General features: G+C 34.4%; 14 protein-coding genes. 7 read left to right on the forward strand and 7 right to left on the reverse strand.

Going from position 1 to position 18,371, the window contains the following annotated elements; genetic code table 11:
* The first annotated feature begins 12 nt into the window (after nucleotides 1-12).
* The 4 genes from ACKPCA_RS17550 to ACKPCA_RS17565 all read left to right on the forward strand — a co-directional run bounded on the left by ACKPCA_RS17550 (nucleotide 13) and on the right by ACKPCA_RS17565 (nucleotide 6,035).
* Nucleotides 13-705: a phosphatase PAP2 family protein gene (locus tag ACKPCA_RS17550; protein ID WP_321280224.1), complete on the forward strand. Its 693-nt coding sequence runs from the start codon at nucleotides 13-15 to the stop codon at nucleotides 703-705.
* A gap of 267 nt (nucleotides 706-972) precedes the next feature.
* A complete protein-coding gene (locus tag ACKPCA_RS17555) occupies nucleotides 973-2,805 on the forward strand; it encodes a DNA topoisomerase IV subunit B (protein WP_321280225.1) in 1,833 nt (610 codons plus the stop codon).
* 60 nt (nucleotides 2,806-2,865) lie between these two features.
* The gene (locus ACKPCA_RS17560; protein ID WP_321280226.1) at nucleotides 2,866-5,466 is read left to right on the forward strand and encodes a DNA gyrase/topoisomerase IV subunit A; all 2,601 of its coding nucleotides are present in this window, start codon (nucleotides 2,866-2,868) and stop codon (nucleotides 5,464-5,466) included.
* 47 nt (nucleotides 5,467-5,513) lie between these two features.
* Nucleotides 5,514-6,035: a shikimate kinase gene (locus ACKPCA_RS17565; RefSeq protein ID WP_083464552.1), complete on the forward strand. Its 522-nt coding sequence runs from the start codon at nucleotides 5,514-5,516 to the stop codon at nucleotides 6,033-6,035.
* On the opposite strand, the gene hxpB is transcribed toward ACKPCA_RS17565, so the two are convergent.
* Nucleotides 6,013-6,666 carry a hexitol phosphatase HxpB gene (hxpB, locus tag ACKPCA_RS17570; protein WP_321280227.1) on the reverse strand — a complete coding sequence of 218 codons (654 nt, stop codon included), beginning with the start codon at nucleotides 6,664-6,666 and terminating at the stop codon, nucleotides 6,013-6,015. The two genes, ACKPCA_RS17565 and hxpB, sit on opposite strands and share 23 nt — an antisense overlap.
* A gap of 144 nt (nucleotides 6,667-6,810) precedes the next feature.
* On the opposite strand from hxpB, the gene ACKPCA_RS17575 reads away from it, so the two are divergent.
* Genes ACKPCA_RS17575 through ACKPCA_RS17585 form a run of 3 tightly spaced genes read left to right on the forward strand, consistent with a single transcriptional unit; the run spans nucleotide 6,811 to nucleotide 10,004 of the window.
* Nucleotides 6,811-7,740, forward strand: a complete 930-nt coding sequence (locus tag ACKPCA_RS17575; protein WP_054716953.1) for an ATP-binding cassette domain-containing protein — start codon at nucleotides 6,811-6,813, stop codon at nucleotides 7,738-7,740.
* Between the two features lie 7 nt (nucleotides 7,741-7,747).
* Nucleotides 7,748-8,473, forward strand: coding sequence for an ABC transporter permease subunit (locus ACKPCA_RS17580; protein ID WP_321280228.1), 726 nt, complete (start codon nucleotides 7,748-7,750; stop codon nucleotides 8,471-8,473).
* Between the two features lie 16 nt (nucleotides 8,474-8,489).
* Complete coding sequence (locus ACKPCA_RS17585) at nucleotides 8,490-10,004, forward strand: GldG family protein (RefSeq protein ID WP_321280229.1); 1,515 nt, start codon at nucleotides 8,490-8,492, stop codon at nucleotides 10,002-10,004.
* Between the two features lie 360 nt (nucleotides 10,005-10,364).
* Here the strand turns inward: ACKPCA_RS17585 and ACKPCA_RS17590 are convergent, their stop codons facing one another.
* The 6 genes from ACKPCA_RS17590 to priA all read right to left on the reverse strand — a co-directional run bounded on the left by ACKPCA_RS17590 (nucleotide 10,365) and on the right by priA (nucleotide 18,247).
* A complete protein-coding gene (locus tag ACKPCA_RS17590; RefSeq protein ID WP_321280230.1) occupies nucleotides 10,365-12,041 on the reverse strand; it encodes a lytic transglycosylase domain-containing protein in 1,677 nt (558 codons plus the stop codon).
* A gap of 16 nt (nucleotides 12,042-12,057) precedes the next feature.
* Nucleotides 12,058-12,723 carry a DUF5683 domain-containing protein gene (locus tag ACKPCA_RS17595; RefSeq protein ID WP_321280231.1) on the reverse strand — a complete coding sequence of 222 codons (666 nt, stop codon included), beginning with the start codon at nucleotides 12,721-12,723 and terminating at the stop codon, nucleotides 12,058-12,060.
* 25 nt (nucleotides 12,724-12,748) lie between these two features.
* A complete protein-coding gene (locus ACKPCA_RS17600) occupies nucleotides 12,749-13,624 on the reverse strand; it encodes a ParB/RepB/Spo0J family partition protein (RefSeq protein WP_321280232.1) in 876 nt (291 codons plus the stop codon).
* Nucleotides 13,625-13,644: 20 nt separating this feature from the next.
* Entirely contained in the window at nucleotides 13,645-14,448 is an 804-nt protein-coding gene (locus ACKPCA_RS17605) for a ParA family protein (protein WP_054716975.1), read from the reverse strand.
* A 215-nt stretch (nucleotides 14,449-14,663) separates the two neighbouring features.
* Entirely contained in the window at nucleotides 14,664-15,665 is a 1,002-nt protein-coding gene (locus ACKPCA_RS17610) for a bifunctional heptose 7-phosphate kinase/heptose 1-phosphate adenyltransferase (protein ID WP_321280233.1), read from the reverse strand.
* A 107-nt stretch (nucleotides 15,666-15,772) separates the two neighbouring features.
* A complete protein-coding gene (gene priA / locus ACKPCA_RS17615; protein WP_321280234.1) occupies nucleotides 15,773-18,247 on the reverse strand; it encodes a replication restart helicase PriA in 2,475 nt (824 codons plus the stop codon).
* Between the last annotated feature and the right edge of the window lie 124 nt (nucleotides 18,248-18,371).

The following is an 18,371-nucleotide window of genomic DNA, read 5'->3' on the forward strand; positions in this document are numbered from 1 at the left end:
AATAAATAGTGAATGGATACCTTAATTCAATTGGATAAAGAGCTTTTGATTTGGCTAAATAGCCACAATACACCATTTTGGGATGTTGTAATGATGTTTTTTACCCGCAAAGAATTTTGGATTCCATTATATCTTTTGCTTTTGTTCCAGATTTACAAAGTGAAAGGAAAAGAATCCATCTATTGGATTTTAGGTGCATTCTTACTGATATTTTTGTGTGATCAGATTTCTACACAACTATTTAAAAATGTGTTTGAAAGATTTCGTCCAAGTCATGATCCTAGTTTGGAAGGAATTGTAAATTTGGTTAGCGGCTACAAAGGCGGTCGATATGGATTTGTATCCTCTCATGCAACAAATTCATTTGGTTTTGCCCTTTTTACATCGCTATTGTTTAGAAATAAATTATACACATTATTCATATTTACTTGGTCTTTATTGGTAGTTTATACTCGTATTTATCTTGGAGTTCACTTTCCTGGTGATGTAATTGGGGGAATGATTTTAGGATTGCTACTCGGATATGGTGTTTATCGATTAACCAAGTGGTTTTCTAACTCACGTAAAGGGCCATTAACAAGAGGTAGGCGAAATATTCAATCCCTAACTTATTCTTCAGCCTTGTTGATTATCGGAGTGGCTTCTATAGAAATTATTACCATTTGTTTGGTGGTGAAAAAGCTGTTAAAATACGGACTGTTTTAATTCTTCTTTTTTAGAACAATAATTGATAAATTTCCATCGGAGGATTGGTTATTGTTAAATTTTGGTGCGTGTTTTTTATAAAATTAAGCTTTCTCTTAATTTGGAATCATTTTGATTGCTCTAATCATATTGATTGATTTTTAGAGGGATATGTTTTAGCAGTTCTTTTCTGAATAGATGATTATCCTTGTCTTTTAACAGCCTGTTGATAAACTACTTTCTTAGGAATCGTTCTTTTAGCTATATTTGTAAAAACGCGAAATTTTCATGACTGCAAAATATTCTGAAGACTCAATACGTACACTAGATTGGAAAGAACACATCCGTAAACGTCCTGGGATGTATATCGGGAAATTGGGCGATGGATCTTCCCACGATGATGGTATCTACATTTTATTAAAAGAAGTAATTGATAACTCCATTGACGAATTTGCAATGGGTATTGGTAAATCAATAGAGGTTATCATTACCGATCGTAAAGTTACTGTTCGTGATTATGGACGAGGTATTCCTTTGGGAAAAGTTATTGATGTAACTTCAAAAATGAATACAGGGGCCAAATATGATTCAAAGGCCTTTAAAAAGTCCGTTGGATTGAATGGTGTAGGTATTAAAGCCGTAAATGCTTTATCTGATGAATTCATTATTGAATCTTTTCGTGATGGAGAAGTAAAAAAAGCTCAATTTTCGAGAGGTGTTCTTGTAAACGAGGAAGAAATTCAGCCATCGGAAGAAAAGAATGGAGTTAAGATTACTTTTCATCCAGATGAGGAGATGTTTCCGAATTACAGGTTTATTTCGGAATACATCCAAACCATGTTGAAGAATTACGTGTATTTGAATGCAGGTCTTTCGATATACTTTAACGGAGAAAGATTCCTTTCTAGAAATGGTTTATTAGATCTTCTGACAGAGAATATGAACTCTGAGGGGTTATACGATATTGTTCATCTGAAAGGTGATGATATTGAAATCGCACTTACACATGGCAGACAATATGGTGAGGAATATTATTCGTTTGTAAACGGACAGCATACTACCCAAGGGGGAACTCATCTTGCAGCATTTCGTGAAGCAGTTGTAAAAACGGTTCGCGACTTTTACAAGAAAGATTTCGATACATCGGATATCAGAACTTCAATAATTGCAGCAATTAGTATAAAAGTTGAAGAACCAGTTTTTGAATCACAAACCAAAACCAAATTAGGTTCTAAAGATATTGGTCCAAATGGACCTTCTGTTCGTAATTTTATCATGGATTTTGTGACTTCGAATTTGGATAATTACTTGCACAAAAATCCAGAGGTTGCAGACATCTTGCATAAAAAGATCCTTGAAAACGAGAAAGAGCGAAAAGCAATTTCAGGAATCAAGAAAATCGCAAAGGAAAGGGCGAAGAAGGCAAGTCTTCACAACAGAAAATTGCGTGACTGTAGAGTTCATTTTAATTCAAAGCACGAATCAAAATCCGAAGCCTCAATTTTTATTACCGAGGGAGATTCTGCCAGTGGATCGATTACAAAATCAAGAAATGTAAATACCCAGGCTGTATTTAGCTTGAAAGGGAAGCCTCTTAATACTTATGGGTTGACTAAAAAGATTGTTTACGAAAACGAGGAATTTAATTTACTACAAGCAGCCTTAAATATTGAAGATGGAATGGAAGGCTTGCGTTATAACAACGTGATTATTGCAACGGATGCCGATGTGGATGGTATGCACATTAGGTTATTGTTGATCACCTTCTTCCTACAGTTCTTTCCTGATTTGGTAAGAGGAGGACATCTTTACATTTTACAAACTCCTTTGTTCAGAGTTAGAAATAAGAGAAAAACTTACTATTGCTACTCTGATGAAGAAAGAGAGAAGGCAATTAAACGTTTGGGAGTAAAGCCCGAAATTACACGATTTAAGGGATTGGGAGAAATTTCACCAGACGAATTCAAAAACTTCATTGGAAAAGATATCAGATTGGATCCGGTTGTGATGAAAAAAGATGATTCTGTTTCCAAAATGTTGGAATTCTATATGGGAAAAAATACACCGGAACGACAGACATTTATTATTGATAATTTGTATGTTGAGAAAGACGAGTTGTAAGAATTCAGAACCTACAATCAGTAAATCGAATAACTAAAACCATTAAACCCAAAAATCTCTATGAGTAGCGAAGAGAGACAAGATATGGAGAACCCGGAGGAGTTGGACAACGAGTTGAACGGTACCCAACCAGAAGCCATGAGAAATGTTACTTACCTAAAAGGTATGTATCAGGATTGGTTTTTGGATTATGCTTCATATGTAATTCTAGAACGTGCTGTACCTTACGTGAACGATGGATTAAAACCAGTTCAGCGTAGGATTTTGCATGCCATGAAACAATTGGATGATGGACGTTACAACAAAGTGGCAAACATTATTGGTAATACCATGCAGTATCACCCTCATGGTGATGCATCTATCGGTGATGCCTTGGTTCAATTGGGACAAAAAGATTTATTGATCGATACTCAGGGAAACTGGGGAAATATACTTACGGGTGACTCTTCAGCAGCTCCTCGTTATATTGAGGCTCGCTTATCGAAGTTTGCCTTAGAGGTTTTGTTCAACCCAAAAACTACCAATTGGAAACTTTCTTACGATGGTAGAAACAAAGAACCTATTACGCTTCCTGTAAAATTCCCATTGTTGTTGGCTCAAGGAGTAGAGGGGATTGCTGTAGGATTGGCTTCAAAAATTTTACCGCATAACTTTAATGAACTAATTGATGCTTGTATTGCTTATTTGAAAGAAGAGGAATTCGAGCTTTATCCTGATTTCCCGACTGCAGGAATGGTAGAGGTTAGCCGTTACAACGATGGTTTAAGAGGAGGAGCCGTTAAAGTTCGTGCGAGAATTGAAAAAGTTGATAACAAGACTTTGAAAATATCTGAAATCCCTTATGGAAAAACAACATCTAGTCTTATTGAGTCAATTATTAAGGCCAATGATAAGGGAAAAATCAAGATTAAGAAGATTGATGATAATACCGCTGAAAATGTTGAGATCCTGATACATTTAGGAAATGGCATTTCTTCGGATAAAACCATTGATGCTCTTTACGCATTTACCGATTGTGAAACTTCGATTTCACCTAATGCATGTATTATTGAAGATGATAAGCCGAAGTTTATTGGCGTATCGGAAATTCTTAAACGATCTGCGGATAATACGGTTGCACTTCTGAAATTAGAACTTGAAATACGCAAGCGTGAGCTGGAAGAAGCATGGCATTATGCATCTTTGGAAAGAATCTTTATTGAGAATAGAATTTATCGAGATATTGAGGAATGCGAAACTTGGGAGGGAATCATTGAAACCATTGATGAAGGATTAAAACCTTACACCCAGCATTTGATGCGAGCGGTAACTCAGGATGATATAGTGCGATTAACAGAGATTAAAATCAAACGTATATCAAAATTTGATATTGATAAAGCCAAGGATTATATCAAATCAATCGAGGATGAGATTGAAGAAATAAAAGTTCATATTGCAAATATTATTCCTTTCACAATTCGTTATTTCCAAGCCATTAAAAAGAAGTATGGCAAAGGAAAAGAGAGAAAAACAGAAATCAGAAGCTTCGAGAATATTGTTGCAACTAAGGTGGTTGTTGCTAACCAGAAATTGTATATCAATCGTGAAGATGGTTTCATGGGAACCGGCTTGAAGAAAGATGAATATGTATGTGAATGCTCGGATATTGATGATGTAATTATATTCAGGAAAGATGGTACTTATTTCGTAACCAAAGTTTCTGAAAAATCATTCATTGGTAAAAATATCTTGCATATTGCTATTTTCCGTAAGAATGATAAAAGAACCATTTACAATGTAGCTTATCGTGATGGACGTGGTGGAATTTGCTATGTGAAGCGTTTCTCGGTTACAAGTATTACCCGTGATAAGGAGTATGATCTGACCAAGGGGACAGAAGGTTCAAGAATTCTTTATTTTACTGAAAATCCGAATGGAGAGGCGGAAATTATCCGAGTTGTTCTTAAGCCAAAACCAAGACTGAAAAAATTAAACTTCGAGTTTGATTTTGCCGAGTTGGCTGTAAAAGGACGTGCATCCATGGGAAATATTCTCTCCAGAAACGATGTGCATAAGATAACTTTAAAACATGAAGGTGTTTCAACACTTGGCGGTCGTAAAATTTGGTTCGATCCAGATGTGTTGCGTTTAAATACCGATCAGCGAGGTGATTTCTTGGGAGAATTTATTGGCGATGACAGAATATTGGTTGTAAGCAGACCAGCTTCTTTCCATTTTACCAGTTTCGATTTAAGCAATCATTATTCAGATGATATCAGTATTATTGAAAAATTTGATGCTGAAAAAGTATGGTCTGCTGTATTTTACGATGCAGATCAGGAATATTGGTATTTGAAGAGATTTACCATGGAAGGGAATGGTAAACCAACTGGTTTTGTTGGTGATAATCCAGAGAACAAATTATTGATTCTAACGGATGAGAAACATCCTAGGTTTGAGATTTCGTTTGGAGGTAAAAACGAGGATAGACCAAGCGAAATTATAGAAGGAGAAGAGTTTATTGGAGTAAAATCATACAAGGCTAGAGGAAAGCGATTAAGCATTTACGAAATTTACGATATTAAAGAAATTGAACCACTTCCACGAGAGAATGAAATACAGGAAGAAGAGGAGGAACGTGATGCTATTGAAGAGGTTATAACCGAAGATGACAAAAATTAAATAGTAATAACACAGGTGTCATAGACACCTGTTTTTTTCTTATTGTTATGCGAATATTTTTAGTAGGATATATGGGGAGTGGAAAATCGCGTTGGGGTAAAATGATTGCCAATCATTACGGACTTCGTTTTATCGATTTGGATACTCATATTGAAGAACTTGAAGGAATGACAATTCCGGAAATATTTGCCAAATACAAGGAGGAAGGATTTCGAGAAAGAGAGAAAAGTGCATTACAGTCTATTGCTGAGATTGACAATCTGATTATAGCAACAGGAGGTGGAGCTCCTTGTTATGAAAATAACATGCAAGAAATGAATTCTTTGGGAGACACACTTTACATTGAGGGAACTCCTGAATTATTGCGCGATCGAATCACAAATTCGAAAACAGAACGCCCCCTTGTAAAAAACTTCACTCAAGAAGAATTGCTGGAATATATCCAGAATCACTTGAATTCAAGAAAACCTTTTTACGAGCAAGCAAAGTATAAAATTGAAACTGGAGATTTGCAGTTGGAAAATTTTATCCAAATTCTAGATCCAATTATAAATTCTCTAAATCAGTAAGTTTAAATTCATTTAAATCACTTAAGGTTTTATTAGCAATAATAAACTTTTTTAAATTCAACGCTCCTGATTCGGGAATGGCAAAACATTTCATATTCGCAGCCAAAGCCGATATAACGCCATTTAAAGAATCTTCGAATACCAGGCATTCATTTGGATTTACACCAAGCATTTTTGCGGTTGAAATGAAAATTTGTGGATGAGGTTTCCCATATTCTTCGTACTCTGCAGAATGAATAACTTCAAAATATTCTCGAATATTTAATTTGTCTAGTACAGTTTCAATAATTTTCATTTTCGATGAGGAAGCCAAACCTATTTTTAAGGGTGATTTCTTTAAGTCTTCCAATATTTTGTACACCCCGGTTAATGCTTCTCCTTTTTCCTCAACCAGATTAATTACGTTGTTTACGATGGCATCAACAACTTCAGGTTTGCTCTTGTGATTCCAGCTTTGAATTTCCCACATGGCATCAACGACTTCATCAATTCTTTTTCCCATGAAAATTTCAAACATTTTTTTGCTTGTATTAATTCCCAATGAGTTAAATACCAAATTCTCACTCTCTTGCCAAAATGGTTCTGAGTCGATCAACAACCCATCCATATCAAAAATCACTGCTTTAATCATTTGGCAAAAATAGTGTTTTTTTATAGGATATTTTAAATCGATAGATTTTATCAAATTGTTAATAATTGTTAAATTGCTGACTCTCCAAGCATAAAGAAGTCGATTTTTTTAAATTTGTTAGGTTCCAAATGAAAGTTTCTAAATATGGATATAGTTGTTGAGCATCTGACTAAAAGATATGGCCCGCAAAAAGCTGTAGACAATGTTTCTTTTCGTGTAAAAGCAGGAGAAGTATTGGGTTTTTTAGGGCCGAATGGTGCAGGAAAGACAACCACGATGAAAGCAATTTCCTGTTATATTAATCCTGATGAGGGAGATGTTAAAGTAGGAGGTTATTCTATAAAAGAGCATCCTGAAATAATAAAGAAGAATATTGGTTATTTGCCTGAAAATAATCCTCTTTATCAGGATATGAATATTATTGATTTTTTAGAGTTTATTGCGAAAATTCATGGTATTCCTAAATACTTAATTCCCGAACGGATTTTAGATATGGTCCGAATTTGTGGACTTGAGGGAGAAAAGCACAAATTGATTAGTGAACTTTCCAAAGGATATCAGCAAAGAGTTGGTTTGGCCCAAGCTTTAATTCACGATCCTGAAATTTTGATACTTGATGAGCCAACGACAGGATTAGATCCAAACCAGATTGTTGAAATTAGAGAGCTAATAAAAAGAATTGGTAAGGAAAAAACAGTAATCTTAAGCTCTCATATTCTTGCAGAGGTGGAAGCTACTTGCGATCGAATCTTGATTATCAACAATGGTAGAATTGTTGTTGATGGTACTGCCGAGGAATTAAGAAAACAGGCTGCAGGGAATGAAATTTTGAAATTGGGCATTCAAGGTGGTGACGTAAATGATATTTTCGAAAATTTGTTGAATTTAGATACTATTGATTCTGTGGATTTTATTGATATCGATAAACAATTGTTCGAGGTGCAATCATTGAAGGAGGAAACTTCGGTGAAGGCTATTTTTGATTTATGTGTCCAAAACAATTATTATATTTCGGAATTAACACCAACCGAGAAGAAATTGGAAGATATTTTCCGTCAGTTAACTCTTCATTAATAGATTTATGAAGCAAATATTTCACATTGCATATCGAGAGCTAAATTCCTTTTTTGATTCGCTTACAGCTTATGTACTAATTGCAATATTTCTTGGCTTTAGTGGGTTTTTTACATGGATTTACGGTGCTGATGTATTCTTTTTAGGACAGGCAAGTCTTGATACATTTTTTACAGTTGCCTACTGGAGCTTGTTTATTTTTATTCCGGCATTAACGATGAGATCTATTGCGGGAGAATTAAAGGCAGGTACTTTGGAGTTATTGCTTACCAAGCCTGTGAGTGATTGGCAATTAATCTTAGGAAAATTCTTGTCAACATTTTTATTAATAGGAATTGCTTTAACGCCAACATTGTTCTATTATTTCACATTGTGGGGCATTGGTCCTGTCGATCACTCGGCCATTATTTTAGGATATTTAGGATTACTCTTGATGAGTATGGTTTATATAAGCATTGGATTGTTAACCAGTTGCCTGTTTTCGAATCCTATTGTAGCTTCTTTAACGGCATTGTCTATCGGGATATTTTTTCATATCATTTTTGATGTCTTGGCTGCGAATTTTGTTGGGTTTACAGGAAGTGTGTTTAGTTTTTTGAGTTTATCTACACATTTCGAGTCAATTACTCGTGGTGTTGTTGATACAAAAGATCTAATCTATTTCTTTTCAATTTCATTCTTTTGTTTGTATTCGTCTAAAATGATTCTTTCAAATAGAAACCTTCAAGTATAATGTATTAGATACTAAAATGATAAAAAGAAGAAAAGCCATATATAATATTCTAATGGTAGCAGGCTTGTTGATTGTGTTGAATTCACTTTCATCGATGTTTTTTCTTAGGGCCGATTTTACCGAAGATAAAAGGTATACCTTGGATCGTTCTACAAAACGTATCCTAAAAGAGGTAAATGAGCCGATCATTATCACTTTGTATATTTCTGAGGATTTGCCAACAGACGTTAATAGAACAGTTAAGGATTTGAAAAACTTATTAACGGAGTACAGTCATTATAGTAATAGAAAAATCGATTTTGAATATATTAATCCGAATAAGAACCAAGGACTTGAGCAAGAAGCTATAGAAGCTGGAATCCACCCGGTGCCATTGGAAGTAAGAGAAAAAGATCAGTTGACGGTGCAAAGGGTCTTTTTGGGCATGGTAATTCAGGTAGGCAATGAATTTGAAGCAATTCCATTAATTAAACCTGGAATTGCTATGGAGTATACTTTGTCTACTTTAATCAAAAGGCTAACCATTAAAGACAAACCCCAGATTGGTTATATCATGGGACATGGAGAACCTGAATTTGCTGCTATCGAACAAGTATTGGATGAATTATCAATACTATATGATGTAAAACCTGTATATCTTCTTTCTGAACCTGATTTGGAAAAATATAAATGTTTGATGCTAATTGGTCCAACTGGTACGATTTCCCCAACTCAATTGGGAAGTCTTGATAATTACCTTGAAAAAGGAGGATCGTTGATGATTGCAATGGAACGTGTTCGGGGAATGTTGAATGATGGTATTGGTGTTACTGTAAACACAGGTTTGGAAAAATGGCTCGAAGATAAGGGCTTGTATGTTGAAGATTCTTTTATTGTTGATAAAAAATGTGGTACTGTAACCGTCCAACAACAAGGATTTTTCTCATTTCCACAGCAAATCAATTTTCCATTTTTGCCTGTCATTTCCCAATTTACAAATCATAGCATAACAGACGGTATCGAAACTCTGATTTTACAATTTGCCAGTCCGATAAAGTATGTTGGTGATACTTTAATGAATTATCAACCATTGGCTTATACCTCAAAAATATCAGGAAAATTGAAAGCGCCAATAAGCTTTAATATTGGTAGAAATTGGAGAGCACAAGACTTTCTTTATCCTGATTTAGTTGTAGCGGCAGCTTTATCAGGACCAATGGGCGGAGAAGAAGATGCCAAGATTTGTTTAATTGGCGATGGTAATTTTATTGTAAATGGATTTGGTGCAAATAAAATTCCGATTCAAAAAGATAACATTAATCTTTTTGCCAATGCGATTGATTGGCTCTCAGATGACTCAGGCTTAATGAGCTTAAGAACAAAAGGAGTGTTGTCGCGACCGTTGAAAGAAATTTCTGATGGAAAAGTATTCATGATCAAGTACTTTAACTTTTTAATCCCAGTAGTGCTTTTAATTGCATATGGAGTAATAAGATTTAAACGAAGAAGCAATAGGCGAAGCAAAAGGATGCGACCTGGATTTATAAAATAACAATGGAATTCTATTGTTCCCGGCTTCCGGAAAATCGGGGAAAGATTTTGCCGGAAGCTAATTAGCATATCAATGAATCGGGGAACAAATAAAAACTTACCGTTTTTATTTATCGAAAGCAATTTAATTATATTAAAGTCACTAATCAAAAAAAAATATTCAATTATGTATCGGCCTAGGTTTGAAATCGGATGTAAGTTTCAGTCTATTAATATTATCCGATATTGTAGGATCTGTTAATTTAAATACGATTTAAATAATTCAATTAGCTATTTGTTTATAAATTAGTTGTGTTTGTTTATAAAATACATAAAAAAAGCGAAGATATTTCTTCGCTTTTTTTATATAAAATATGTCTGTTTAACTCTTTCGTTTAATTCTTAATTTTTGTCCTACTTTAAGGCTTCCAGCATCATTAATATTATTCAATTTCATAATATCGTAGTTCGAAACACCAGGGAATTTCTTAGCAATTGTCCAGAAATTATCGCCTCTACGTACGGTATAGTATACGTATGAACCATCTTCTGTTTCAGTTGTACTTTTCGCAACGGTAGTTGTTGTGCTTACACTCTTGCCCAAAGTAGCTTGTTTTTGAGCATAGCTCATGCTGTTAAAGCTTCCATAATAATCAGCTTTTGATTTTGGAACATAAACTACCAGTTTTTGTCCTACTTTAATTAAGTTTCTTCTGATGTTGTTCCAGTAACGTAGGTCTGAAGTTCTAATGTGAAACCATGAAGCGATTAATCCTACCGCATCACCAGGTTTTACTTTGTAATATACTTTAGCCTTGTCTTTAGGTGCTACATGTGCAAATTTCTGATATCTGTCGCTTGGATTAACAACCTTATCTTTTTGACTGAAATAATAATCTTTCTTATATGCAAAAATAGAATCTTGATTATCAATGAATTTTGATGTTAATTTTAATGGAAGTTTAAGCGAATATGCTTTACCTCCCGGTAAAATATCAGCTCGATATTGGGGATTTAAATCCCTTAATTGCTCTTTAGGAATATTAATCACTTTCGAAACTTGATCGAAATGTAAAGTTTCATCAATCATTAATGTATCGCAGGCAATTGGGAAATTTGATTTTTTTGGATAAAGGTTGTGCTCTTTGTGGTAATTGAAAGTATAAATTGCCGCAATAAAAGCTGGAACATATCCTCTGGTTTCACGAGGTAGTCTATAATAGATATCCCAATAATTTCTTTTGCCTCCACTACGTCTAATGGCTTTGTTTACATTTCCAGGACCGCAATTGTAGGCAGCAATTACCAAATGCCAATTGCCGTAAACTTTGTACATGTCCTTTAAATATTTTACCGCAGCATAACTTGATTTTACAGGATCTCTTCTTTCATCAACAAATGAATTGATGTCTAATTTGTACATTCGCCCAGTTCCATACATGAATTGCCATAAACCACTAGCTCCTGCACGTGATAATGCTTTAGGATTTAAAGCAGACTCAATAATTGGAAGGTATTTTAGTTCTTGAGGCAAGCCTTCTTTATCTAAAATTTCTTCGAAAATCGGGAAATAATATTCTGATAATCCCATCATGTATTCAACTTGAGATCTTCTCTTTTCGGAATACAGTTTGATGTAATTCTTAACGATTTTATTGTAAGATAAATCGATTAAAGAAGGGATTTGTTGTAACCGCTGGATATAAACAGAATCGCTTAAAGTGACATTGGTATTTACTCTTTCCGAACTATAATTAGAATCTGTATTTTTGATGTACCAAAGATGCAATAAGCTATCCAGATTACTTGAAAAATTGGAGTTGATATCATCATCTAGATCATATCGAACATCAACATTATTCAATTTTAGAAATGCCAAAGTATCTGTTTCTGATACAGGTTCGCTCACTGCAATGTCAGTACTTACAGTATCAAGTTCAGATAGTGTATTTTCACTTGCGACTTTATCTTCTTTAATTGTTGTAGATGGCTTAATTGTACTGCATGCAAATGCAGTTCCCAATAAAATTAAGGGTATAAAAAAAATCTTTCTTCTCATTGTCTCTCTCTCTCGTCTAAAAAGTAATCTGGCATCTAAATCCAAGCATATTGCCCGTAAAGGCTGAGTAGCTTACTGCAGGTTCCACCCTAAGTGTAAGTTCGTCGTTCACATTAAAATTCATCAAATGAGCGTCAACTGCCGCATCAATGATATTTAAAACGTAAACACCGGCTAAAATAATATAACTAAGATCTCTATCGTGTTTGAAAGAGTCTTTTTTATTCTGTAATTGGGTTTTAAACCACTTGTCGAACGATGCTTGTGAATTTTCAAAATCAAAACCTTTTGTATATAGTTCTTCGTAACTTTTACCCGTAGGTTCATCAGTTACAGCCTTTTCTGCTTCTGGAAGATTTTTCCAGTCTACATATAAAGAAAAATCTTGAAACCCGTTTTTATATTTTTTGAAGTTTTTCGTATTCCAGTTAATGGCGTAAATTGTAGCCCCAATTCCTGCATAAAGGATGGGAATTTTCCAGTATTTTTTATTGTATGCCTGACCTAAACCGGGTAGCATAACCGAATACATTGTAGCCTTATGAGGAGAGTGTATTTTAACACTTGATTCCACCTGTACGGTATCTGCTGTAAATTTCTGAGCCTGAGTTTGAGTATTTCCTGCTAAGATAAAAACAAGCAACACCGCCACTGTAATTAAAAGTGGGCGTAAATTGTTCAATTTTAATTATTTTAGATGTTACTATTTACGAATTCATTTGGTCCATAACGGCTAAAATACGCTCTAAATCATCATCCGATTTAAAAGGGATTATGATTTTTCCTTTACCGTTATTGGTACGCTTTAAATCAACTTTAGTTTTAAAATGTTGCGAAAGATGGTCCTTTAATGACTCATATTCTTTAGGCAATGAAATTTTGGAAGGAGCTTTTTTCTCTTTATCTCCTTTGTTTAATTCACGAACCAATTCCTCCACTTTTCGCACCGAGAAATCATTCTCAACGGTAAGTTTAAAGATATTAAGCTGAGATTTAGGATCATCAACATTTACAAGAGCTCTTGCGTGCCCCATTAAAAGCTTTTTCTCGCGAATTCCTTTTTGGATTTCAGCAGGTAGTTTAAGTAATCGTAAATAGTTGGATATGGTCGAGCGTTTTTTACCGACACGTTCGGATAAACTCTCCTGGGTTAGTTTAATTTCATCAATTAATCTTTGATAACTAATGGCAATTTCGATAGAATCAAGATCTTCACGTTGGATATTTTCGACCAAAGCCAATTCTAACATTTTGTCATCATCAGCAAGGCGAATATAAACAGGAACGCTATTCAAACCAGCAATTTTTGCGGCTCTAAATCGTCTTTCTCCAGCAATAAGCTGGTAAGAGTTATTATTGATTTTACGAACTGTTAGTGGCTGTACAATACCTAATTCTTTAATAGATTGGGCAAGTTCATTTAAAGCTTCCTCGTCAAACTTTGTTCTAGGTTGGTAAGGATTGGCTTCGATTTTCGAAATTTCAATTTCGTTGCTTATACTTTTTTCTGGTTTTACCTGTACTTCATCAACGTCCTCGATTAATGCACCTAATCCTCTTCCTAATGCGCTTTTTTTTGCCATGTTACTCTTTCAATATTATATTATTCGCTGATAATCTTTTCTTTATTACTCATTTTAGTCATGTTGTTGTTCTGCAACAATTCGCGAGCCAAATTTAAGTAATTAATTGCACCTGCCGAGTCTGCATCGTAAAGAATTGCAGGCTTTCCGTAACTTGGTGCTTCTCCAAGTTTAGTATTTCGTTGGATAATGGTTTCGAATACCATATCCTGAAAATGCTTTCTCACTTCGCTAACTACCTGGTTCGACAATCTTAAACGGCTATCGTACATGGTTAAAAGGAAACCTTCAATTTCCAATTCGGGATTTAAACGCGATTGAATGATTTTAATTGTGTTTAAAAGTTTACCAAGACCTTCCAATGCAAAATATTCACACTGAACAGGAATAATTACTGAATCAGCAGCAGTAAGTGCATTAACGGTAATTAAGCCCAACGAAGGCGAACAGTCGATCAATATAAAATCATAATCAGGACTAACCTTTTCTATAACTTTAGAAAGGATTTTTTCACGATTTGATAGATTAAGCATTTCAATTTCAGCACCCACCAAATCAATGTGAGAAGGAATAATATCAAAGCCTTCAATATCACTTGTAAGAACTGCTTCTTTTGGATTAATTCCGTCGACTATACATTCATAAATACTATTCTCTATAGAACGAACATCATAACCTATTCCTGATGTTGAATTAGCCTGTGGATCCGCATCAATAATCAGTACCTTATATTCCAAAACGGCAAGGCTCGAAGCCAGGTTGATAGCCGTTGTGGTTTTTCCAACCCCTCCTTTTTGGTTCGCCAGAGCAATAATTTTAGCCATAAACAATTCTTATTATAAGGATTTAAATTAAATTTTTTGATGTAGTTCCAAAGATACAATTTTAAGCGATATTTAAAATTTTGAGTCAGTCTAAAATACAAACAAGAGCTATTAAATTATCAACATATTACTTAAGCGATATAGTAAAAACCTTGTAAAGTCAACTGTCTAAGTGTTAGTTGTTTTCATAATTGCACATTAAGGTTTAAATGATTTTAAACTTGTGCGAATAATTTAATACTTTCTTTAAGCAATTGTTCTTTTTCTATTGGTACAACTACTGGAATTTCGCATACAATACCTCCTGCTAAATTCGATATTGCTGCAATCTCTTTTGCATTCATACCAGCCGCTAAACAAAGTGTTGCAACACTAATTACAGTATCTCCAGCTCCCGAAACATCTGCAATTTCACGGACAACGGCAGGAATGTGTTCATAGGTATTCTCATTGCTGATAAAAACACCAAGTTCGGAAAGTGTTATTAACAACTTGTTAATACCCATTTTATTCTGGAAATTTTTAGCTTCTGCAAATAATCCCTCTATATCTCCCTTTTCAAGCTTAAGATTTGATCCCTCAACAAACTCTTTAAAGTTAGGTTTGAATAGAGTTACGTTTTTATAATCTGAATAGTGACGCTTTTTAGGATCAACCAGAATTGGTATGTTTTTGCCGTTGGCAAGAGATGTAATTTCTTCAATTAACTTTTTGGTGATTACACCTTTGTCGTAATCTTCGAAAATAACAGCATGAATTTGGTGTTTGTCAATTAAACTTTTGATGTGATCGATAAATTCAATTTCAATCTCGTCAGCTAATTCGTGAGTATCTTCTTCATCTACACGAATAATGTGTTGATTATCGCTAATAAATCTAGTTTTAACTGTGGTTCTTCGATGATCGCTTACAACAATTCCATATTGTTCATCTTGAATATTAGTAAGAAGATTTAGGAACTCTTGTCCTTTCTCATCGTTGCCGATTACAGAGCAAAGAATAGGATTTGCTCCCATGGATTTGATATTCAGAGCAACATTGGCAGCTCCACCCAGTCGACTTTCACGATTAACACAAGAAACAATTGGTACAGGTGCTTCTGGAGAGATACGTTCAACTTTGCCCCAAACATAGGCATCAACCATTACATCACCAATAATTAGCACATTATAATCAGAAAAACTGTCAAAAGTTTTTTCAAGTTCAATTTTGTTCACGATAATTCGATTTTCGAAGTTATTTGAGCAAAGATAAACAAATTCGTTTGTTGATAAACATTGCTGAAAATCCTTAGGCTTTTTTAACACTTAATTTCGATAAGTTATTACATAGGATCAACATCAAAATTGATTTGAATGCTTTTAAATTTTTCGATTTCTTTCAAGAAATTTGCTTGTTGATTTAGAATCCATTTGGCCTTTGCAGGTGAACTTTTCTTTTCAATTTTTAAATGAATATTTACAATAAACGAATTTTGAATTCGATTTATAACTGGAGATTGTGGGCCAAATACTCTAATCCCAAAAATTTTGCGAAGTGAGTTGGCAAAGTAACTGGCAGCTTCGTTAACCAAACGTTGATTCTTGTGTTTCAAACTAATGTTGATTAAGCGGTAAAATGGAGGATAGATATATTCTTTACGTTCTGTAATCTGCGAAGAATACATCTCAAAATAGTCATTTTTAACTACGTTTTTAATAATTTCATGTTCAGGTGTGTAGGTTTGAATCAATACTTTGCCTCTTTTCTTTTTTCTACCCGCACGACCAGAAACTTGTGCCATCATCTGAAAACTTCTTTCATATGCTCTAAAATCTGGATAATTGAGCATAGAATCGGCATTTAAAATTCCTACCAAACCAACATTATCAAAATCCAAACCTTTCGAAACCATTTGTGTTCCAACCAAAATATCCAATTCTTGTTTTTCGAATTGATAAATTAGTTTTTCGTAGGCATTTTTTTTTCGGGTTGTATCCAAATCCATTCGACCAACTCTGGCTTCAGGAAAGTAGGAGAGAAGTTCTTCTTCAATTTTTTCGGTTCCAAATCCTCTATCTTCCAGCCCAGATGAGCCGCAATGCTCACAACTGTTTGGAGGTGTCATACCATGACCACAATAATGACAAACCAGCAAATTGTTATGGCGATGATAGGTAAGGCTTACTGAACAGTTTGGACAATGAGGAACCCAACCACAGGATTTGCATTCCAAATAAGGGGCATATCCTCTTCTGTTTTGAAATAAGATGATTTGTTCTTTGTTCTCCAAACTATCTGTCATGTGTGACATCAATTCCGGCGAAAAAATCGATTTCATCATTTTCTTTCTTCGAGCTTCTTTAATATCAGCTACTATGATTTCAGGCATTTCAATTTCCTGATGTCTTTGGAATAATTCCACCAAACCGTATTTACCAGTTTGTGCATTGTAATAGCTTTCTACTGCTGGAGTTGCGGTTCCCAAAAGGGTTTTTGCTCCATGTAAGTTGGCAAGATATAAAGCAGCATCTCTTGCATGGTATCTTGGTGAAGGATCAAATTGTTTGTAGGTGTTCTCATGTTCTTCATCAATAATAATTAATCCTAAATTACTGAAAGGAAGAAAAATAGAGGAACGAACGCCAAGTATTACCTGATAAGCATTATCAGAATCGGATTGCAGAATGTTGTTATAGATTTCGACGCGTTCTGAATCGTTGAATTTTGAATGGTAAACACCAACTTTATTGCCAAAAACCGCTTTTAAACGATTAATGATCTGAGTGGTTAATGCAATTTCAGGAAGTAGGTAAAGAACTTGTTTTCCAAGCTTTAATTGTTCTTCAATTAAATGAATATAGATTTCAGTTTTTCCACTTGAAGTAACACCATGCAAAAGCACGCAATTTTTGTGTTCGAAGTTCTCTCGAATTTCATTTATTGCAATCTTTTGATGTGAATTTAATTCCTTTAATCCTGTTGTATTGATTGAGCTAAAGTCTAATCGATCTAATTTCTCGAAATAAAATTTTAAAATGTTCTTATCTATCAAGGATTTCAGGATTGCTCTCGAGCCGTCAACTGATTTTAAGAGTTCGTTACTGCTTACTTTCACAGGTTTATCTTCAAAATAATGCTTGGAAAGATTTAGATAAGAATAAAGTAATTCTTGTTGTTTTTTTGCTCGTTTCAATCCATTCAATAATTCACCAATTTCCTCTTCTGTGAAATTTGAATGCAGACTAACAAATTCTTTTTTTTTCTCTTTGTATCCAGATGAAATGTGTTCTTCCACTGCCACAGCGCCTTTTTCTAGCAGTGACTTTATTTGTGGAAGTGTATTTTTTAATCCTGTAGCCTGATTTAAACTGGCAATAGTAACATCTTTCGATTTGCTTAAAATGTTTAAGATTTGATCTTCAGTTTTACTAAGAGCTTTATCAGCAACAAATTCTTCGTTGAGGATAATTTTTGTTTGGCTCTCCAATTTTAAACCAGAAGGTATTGCAGCCTTGTACACATCGCCCAATACTGATTGATAGTATTGAGATATCCAATCCCAAAATTTTAATTGAAAATTATTAATTACCGGAAAGTCATCCAGACAAGACAGTATGTCTTTTACCTTATAATCGGTAGGGGCATTGTTGTGAAGTGTTTGTACAATGCCTGTGTACAGTTTTTTTGTACCTAAAGGAACAACTACCCTTTTCCCAATGGCCAATTGGTCTTTAAGCTCATCTGGAATAGAATAAGTGTAAACACCGGCCAATGGAAGTGGCAGTATAATATCTGCGAAATTTAGGTTATTGTTCATTTTTGAGGCATTTTCCCCAAAGTTATTAGTTCTGATTGAAATCCCAAGGCAGGAATCTCAATCAGAAGAAATATAACTTGAACAAAAGCTGTCGCAAATTTTACTTATACCGATTTGCTTTTAA

The sequence above is a fragment of the Marinifilum fragile genome, from assembly GCF_963677365.1.
Lineage (GTDB): Bacteria > Bacteroidota > Bacteroidia > Bacteroidales > Marinifilaceae > Marinifilum > Marinifilum fragile.

Coding starts and splice junctions, on each gene's coding strand:
- ACKPCA_RS17550 (WP_321280224.1), top strand. CDS start 13: ATGGATACCTTAATTCAATTGGATAAAGAGCTTTTGATTTGGCTAAAT.
- ACKPCA_RS17555 (WP_321280225.1), top strand. CDS start 973: ATGACTGCAAAATATTCTGAAGACTCAATACGTACACTAGATTGGAAA.
- ACKPCA_RS17560 (WP_321280226.1), top strand. CDS start 2,866: ATGAGTAGCGAAGAGAGACAAGATATGGAGAACCCGGAGGAGTTGGAC.
- ACKPCA_RS17565 (WP_083464552.1), top strand. CDS start 5,514: ATGCGAATATTTTTAGTAGGATATATGGGGAGTGGAAAATCGCGTTGG.
- hxpB (WP_321280227.1), bottom strand. CDS start 6,666: ATGATTAAAGCAGTGATTTTTGATATGGATGGGTTGTTGATCGACTCA.
- ACKPCA_RS17575 (WP_054716953.1), top strand. CDS start 6,811: ATGGATATAGTTGTTGAGCATCTGACTAAAAGATATGGCCCGCAAAAA.
- ACKPCA_RS17580 (WP_321280228.1), top strand. CDS start 7,748: ATGAAGCAAATATTTCACATTGCATATCGAGAGCTAAATTCCTTTTTT.
- ACKPCA_RS17585 (WP_321280229.1), top strand. CDS start 8,490: ATGATAAAAAGAAGAAAAGCCATATATAATATTCTAATGGTAGCAGGC.
- ACKPCA_RS17590 (WP_321280230.1), bottom strand. CDS start 12,041: ATGAGAAGAAAGATTTTTTTTATACCCTTAATTTTATTGGGAACTGCA.
- ACKPCA_RS17600 (WP_321280232.1), bottom strand. CDS start 13,624: ATGGCAAAAAAAAGCGCATTAGGAAGAGGATTAGGTGCATTAATCGAG.
- ACKPCA_RS17605 (WP_054716975.1), bottom strand. CDS start 14,448: ATGGCTAAAATTATTGCTCTGGCGAACCAAAAAGGAGGGGTTGGAAAA.
- priA (WP_321280234.1), bottom strand. CDS start 18,247: ATGAACAATAACCTAAATTTCGCAGATATTATACTGCCACTTCCATTG.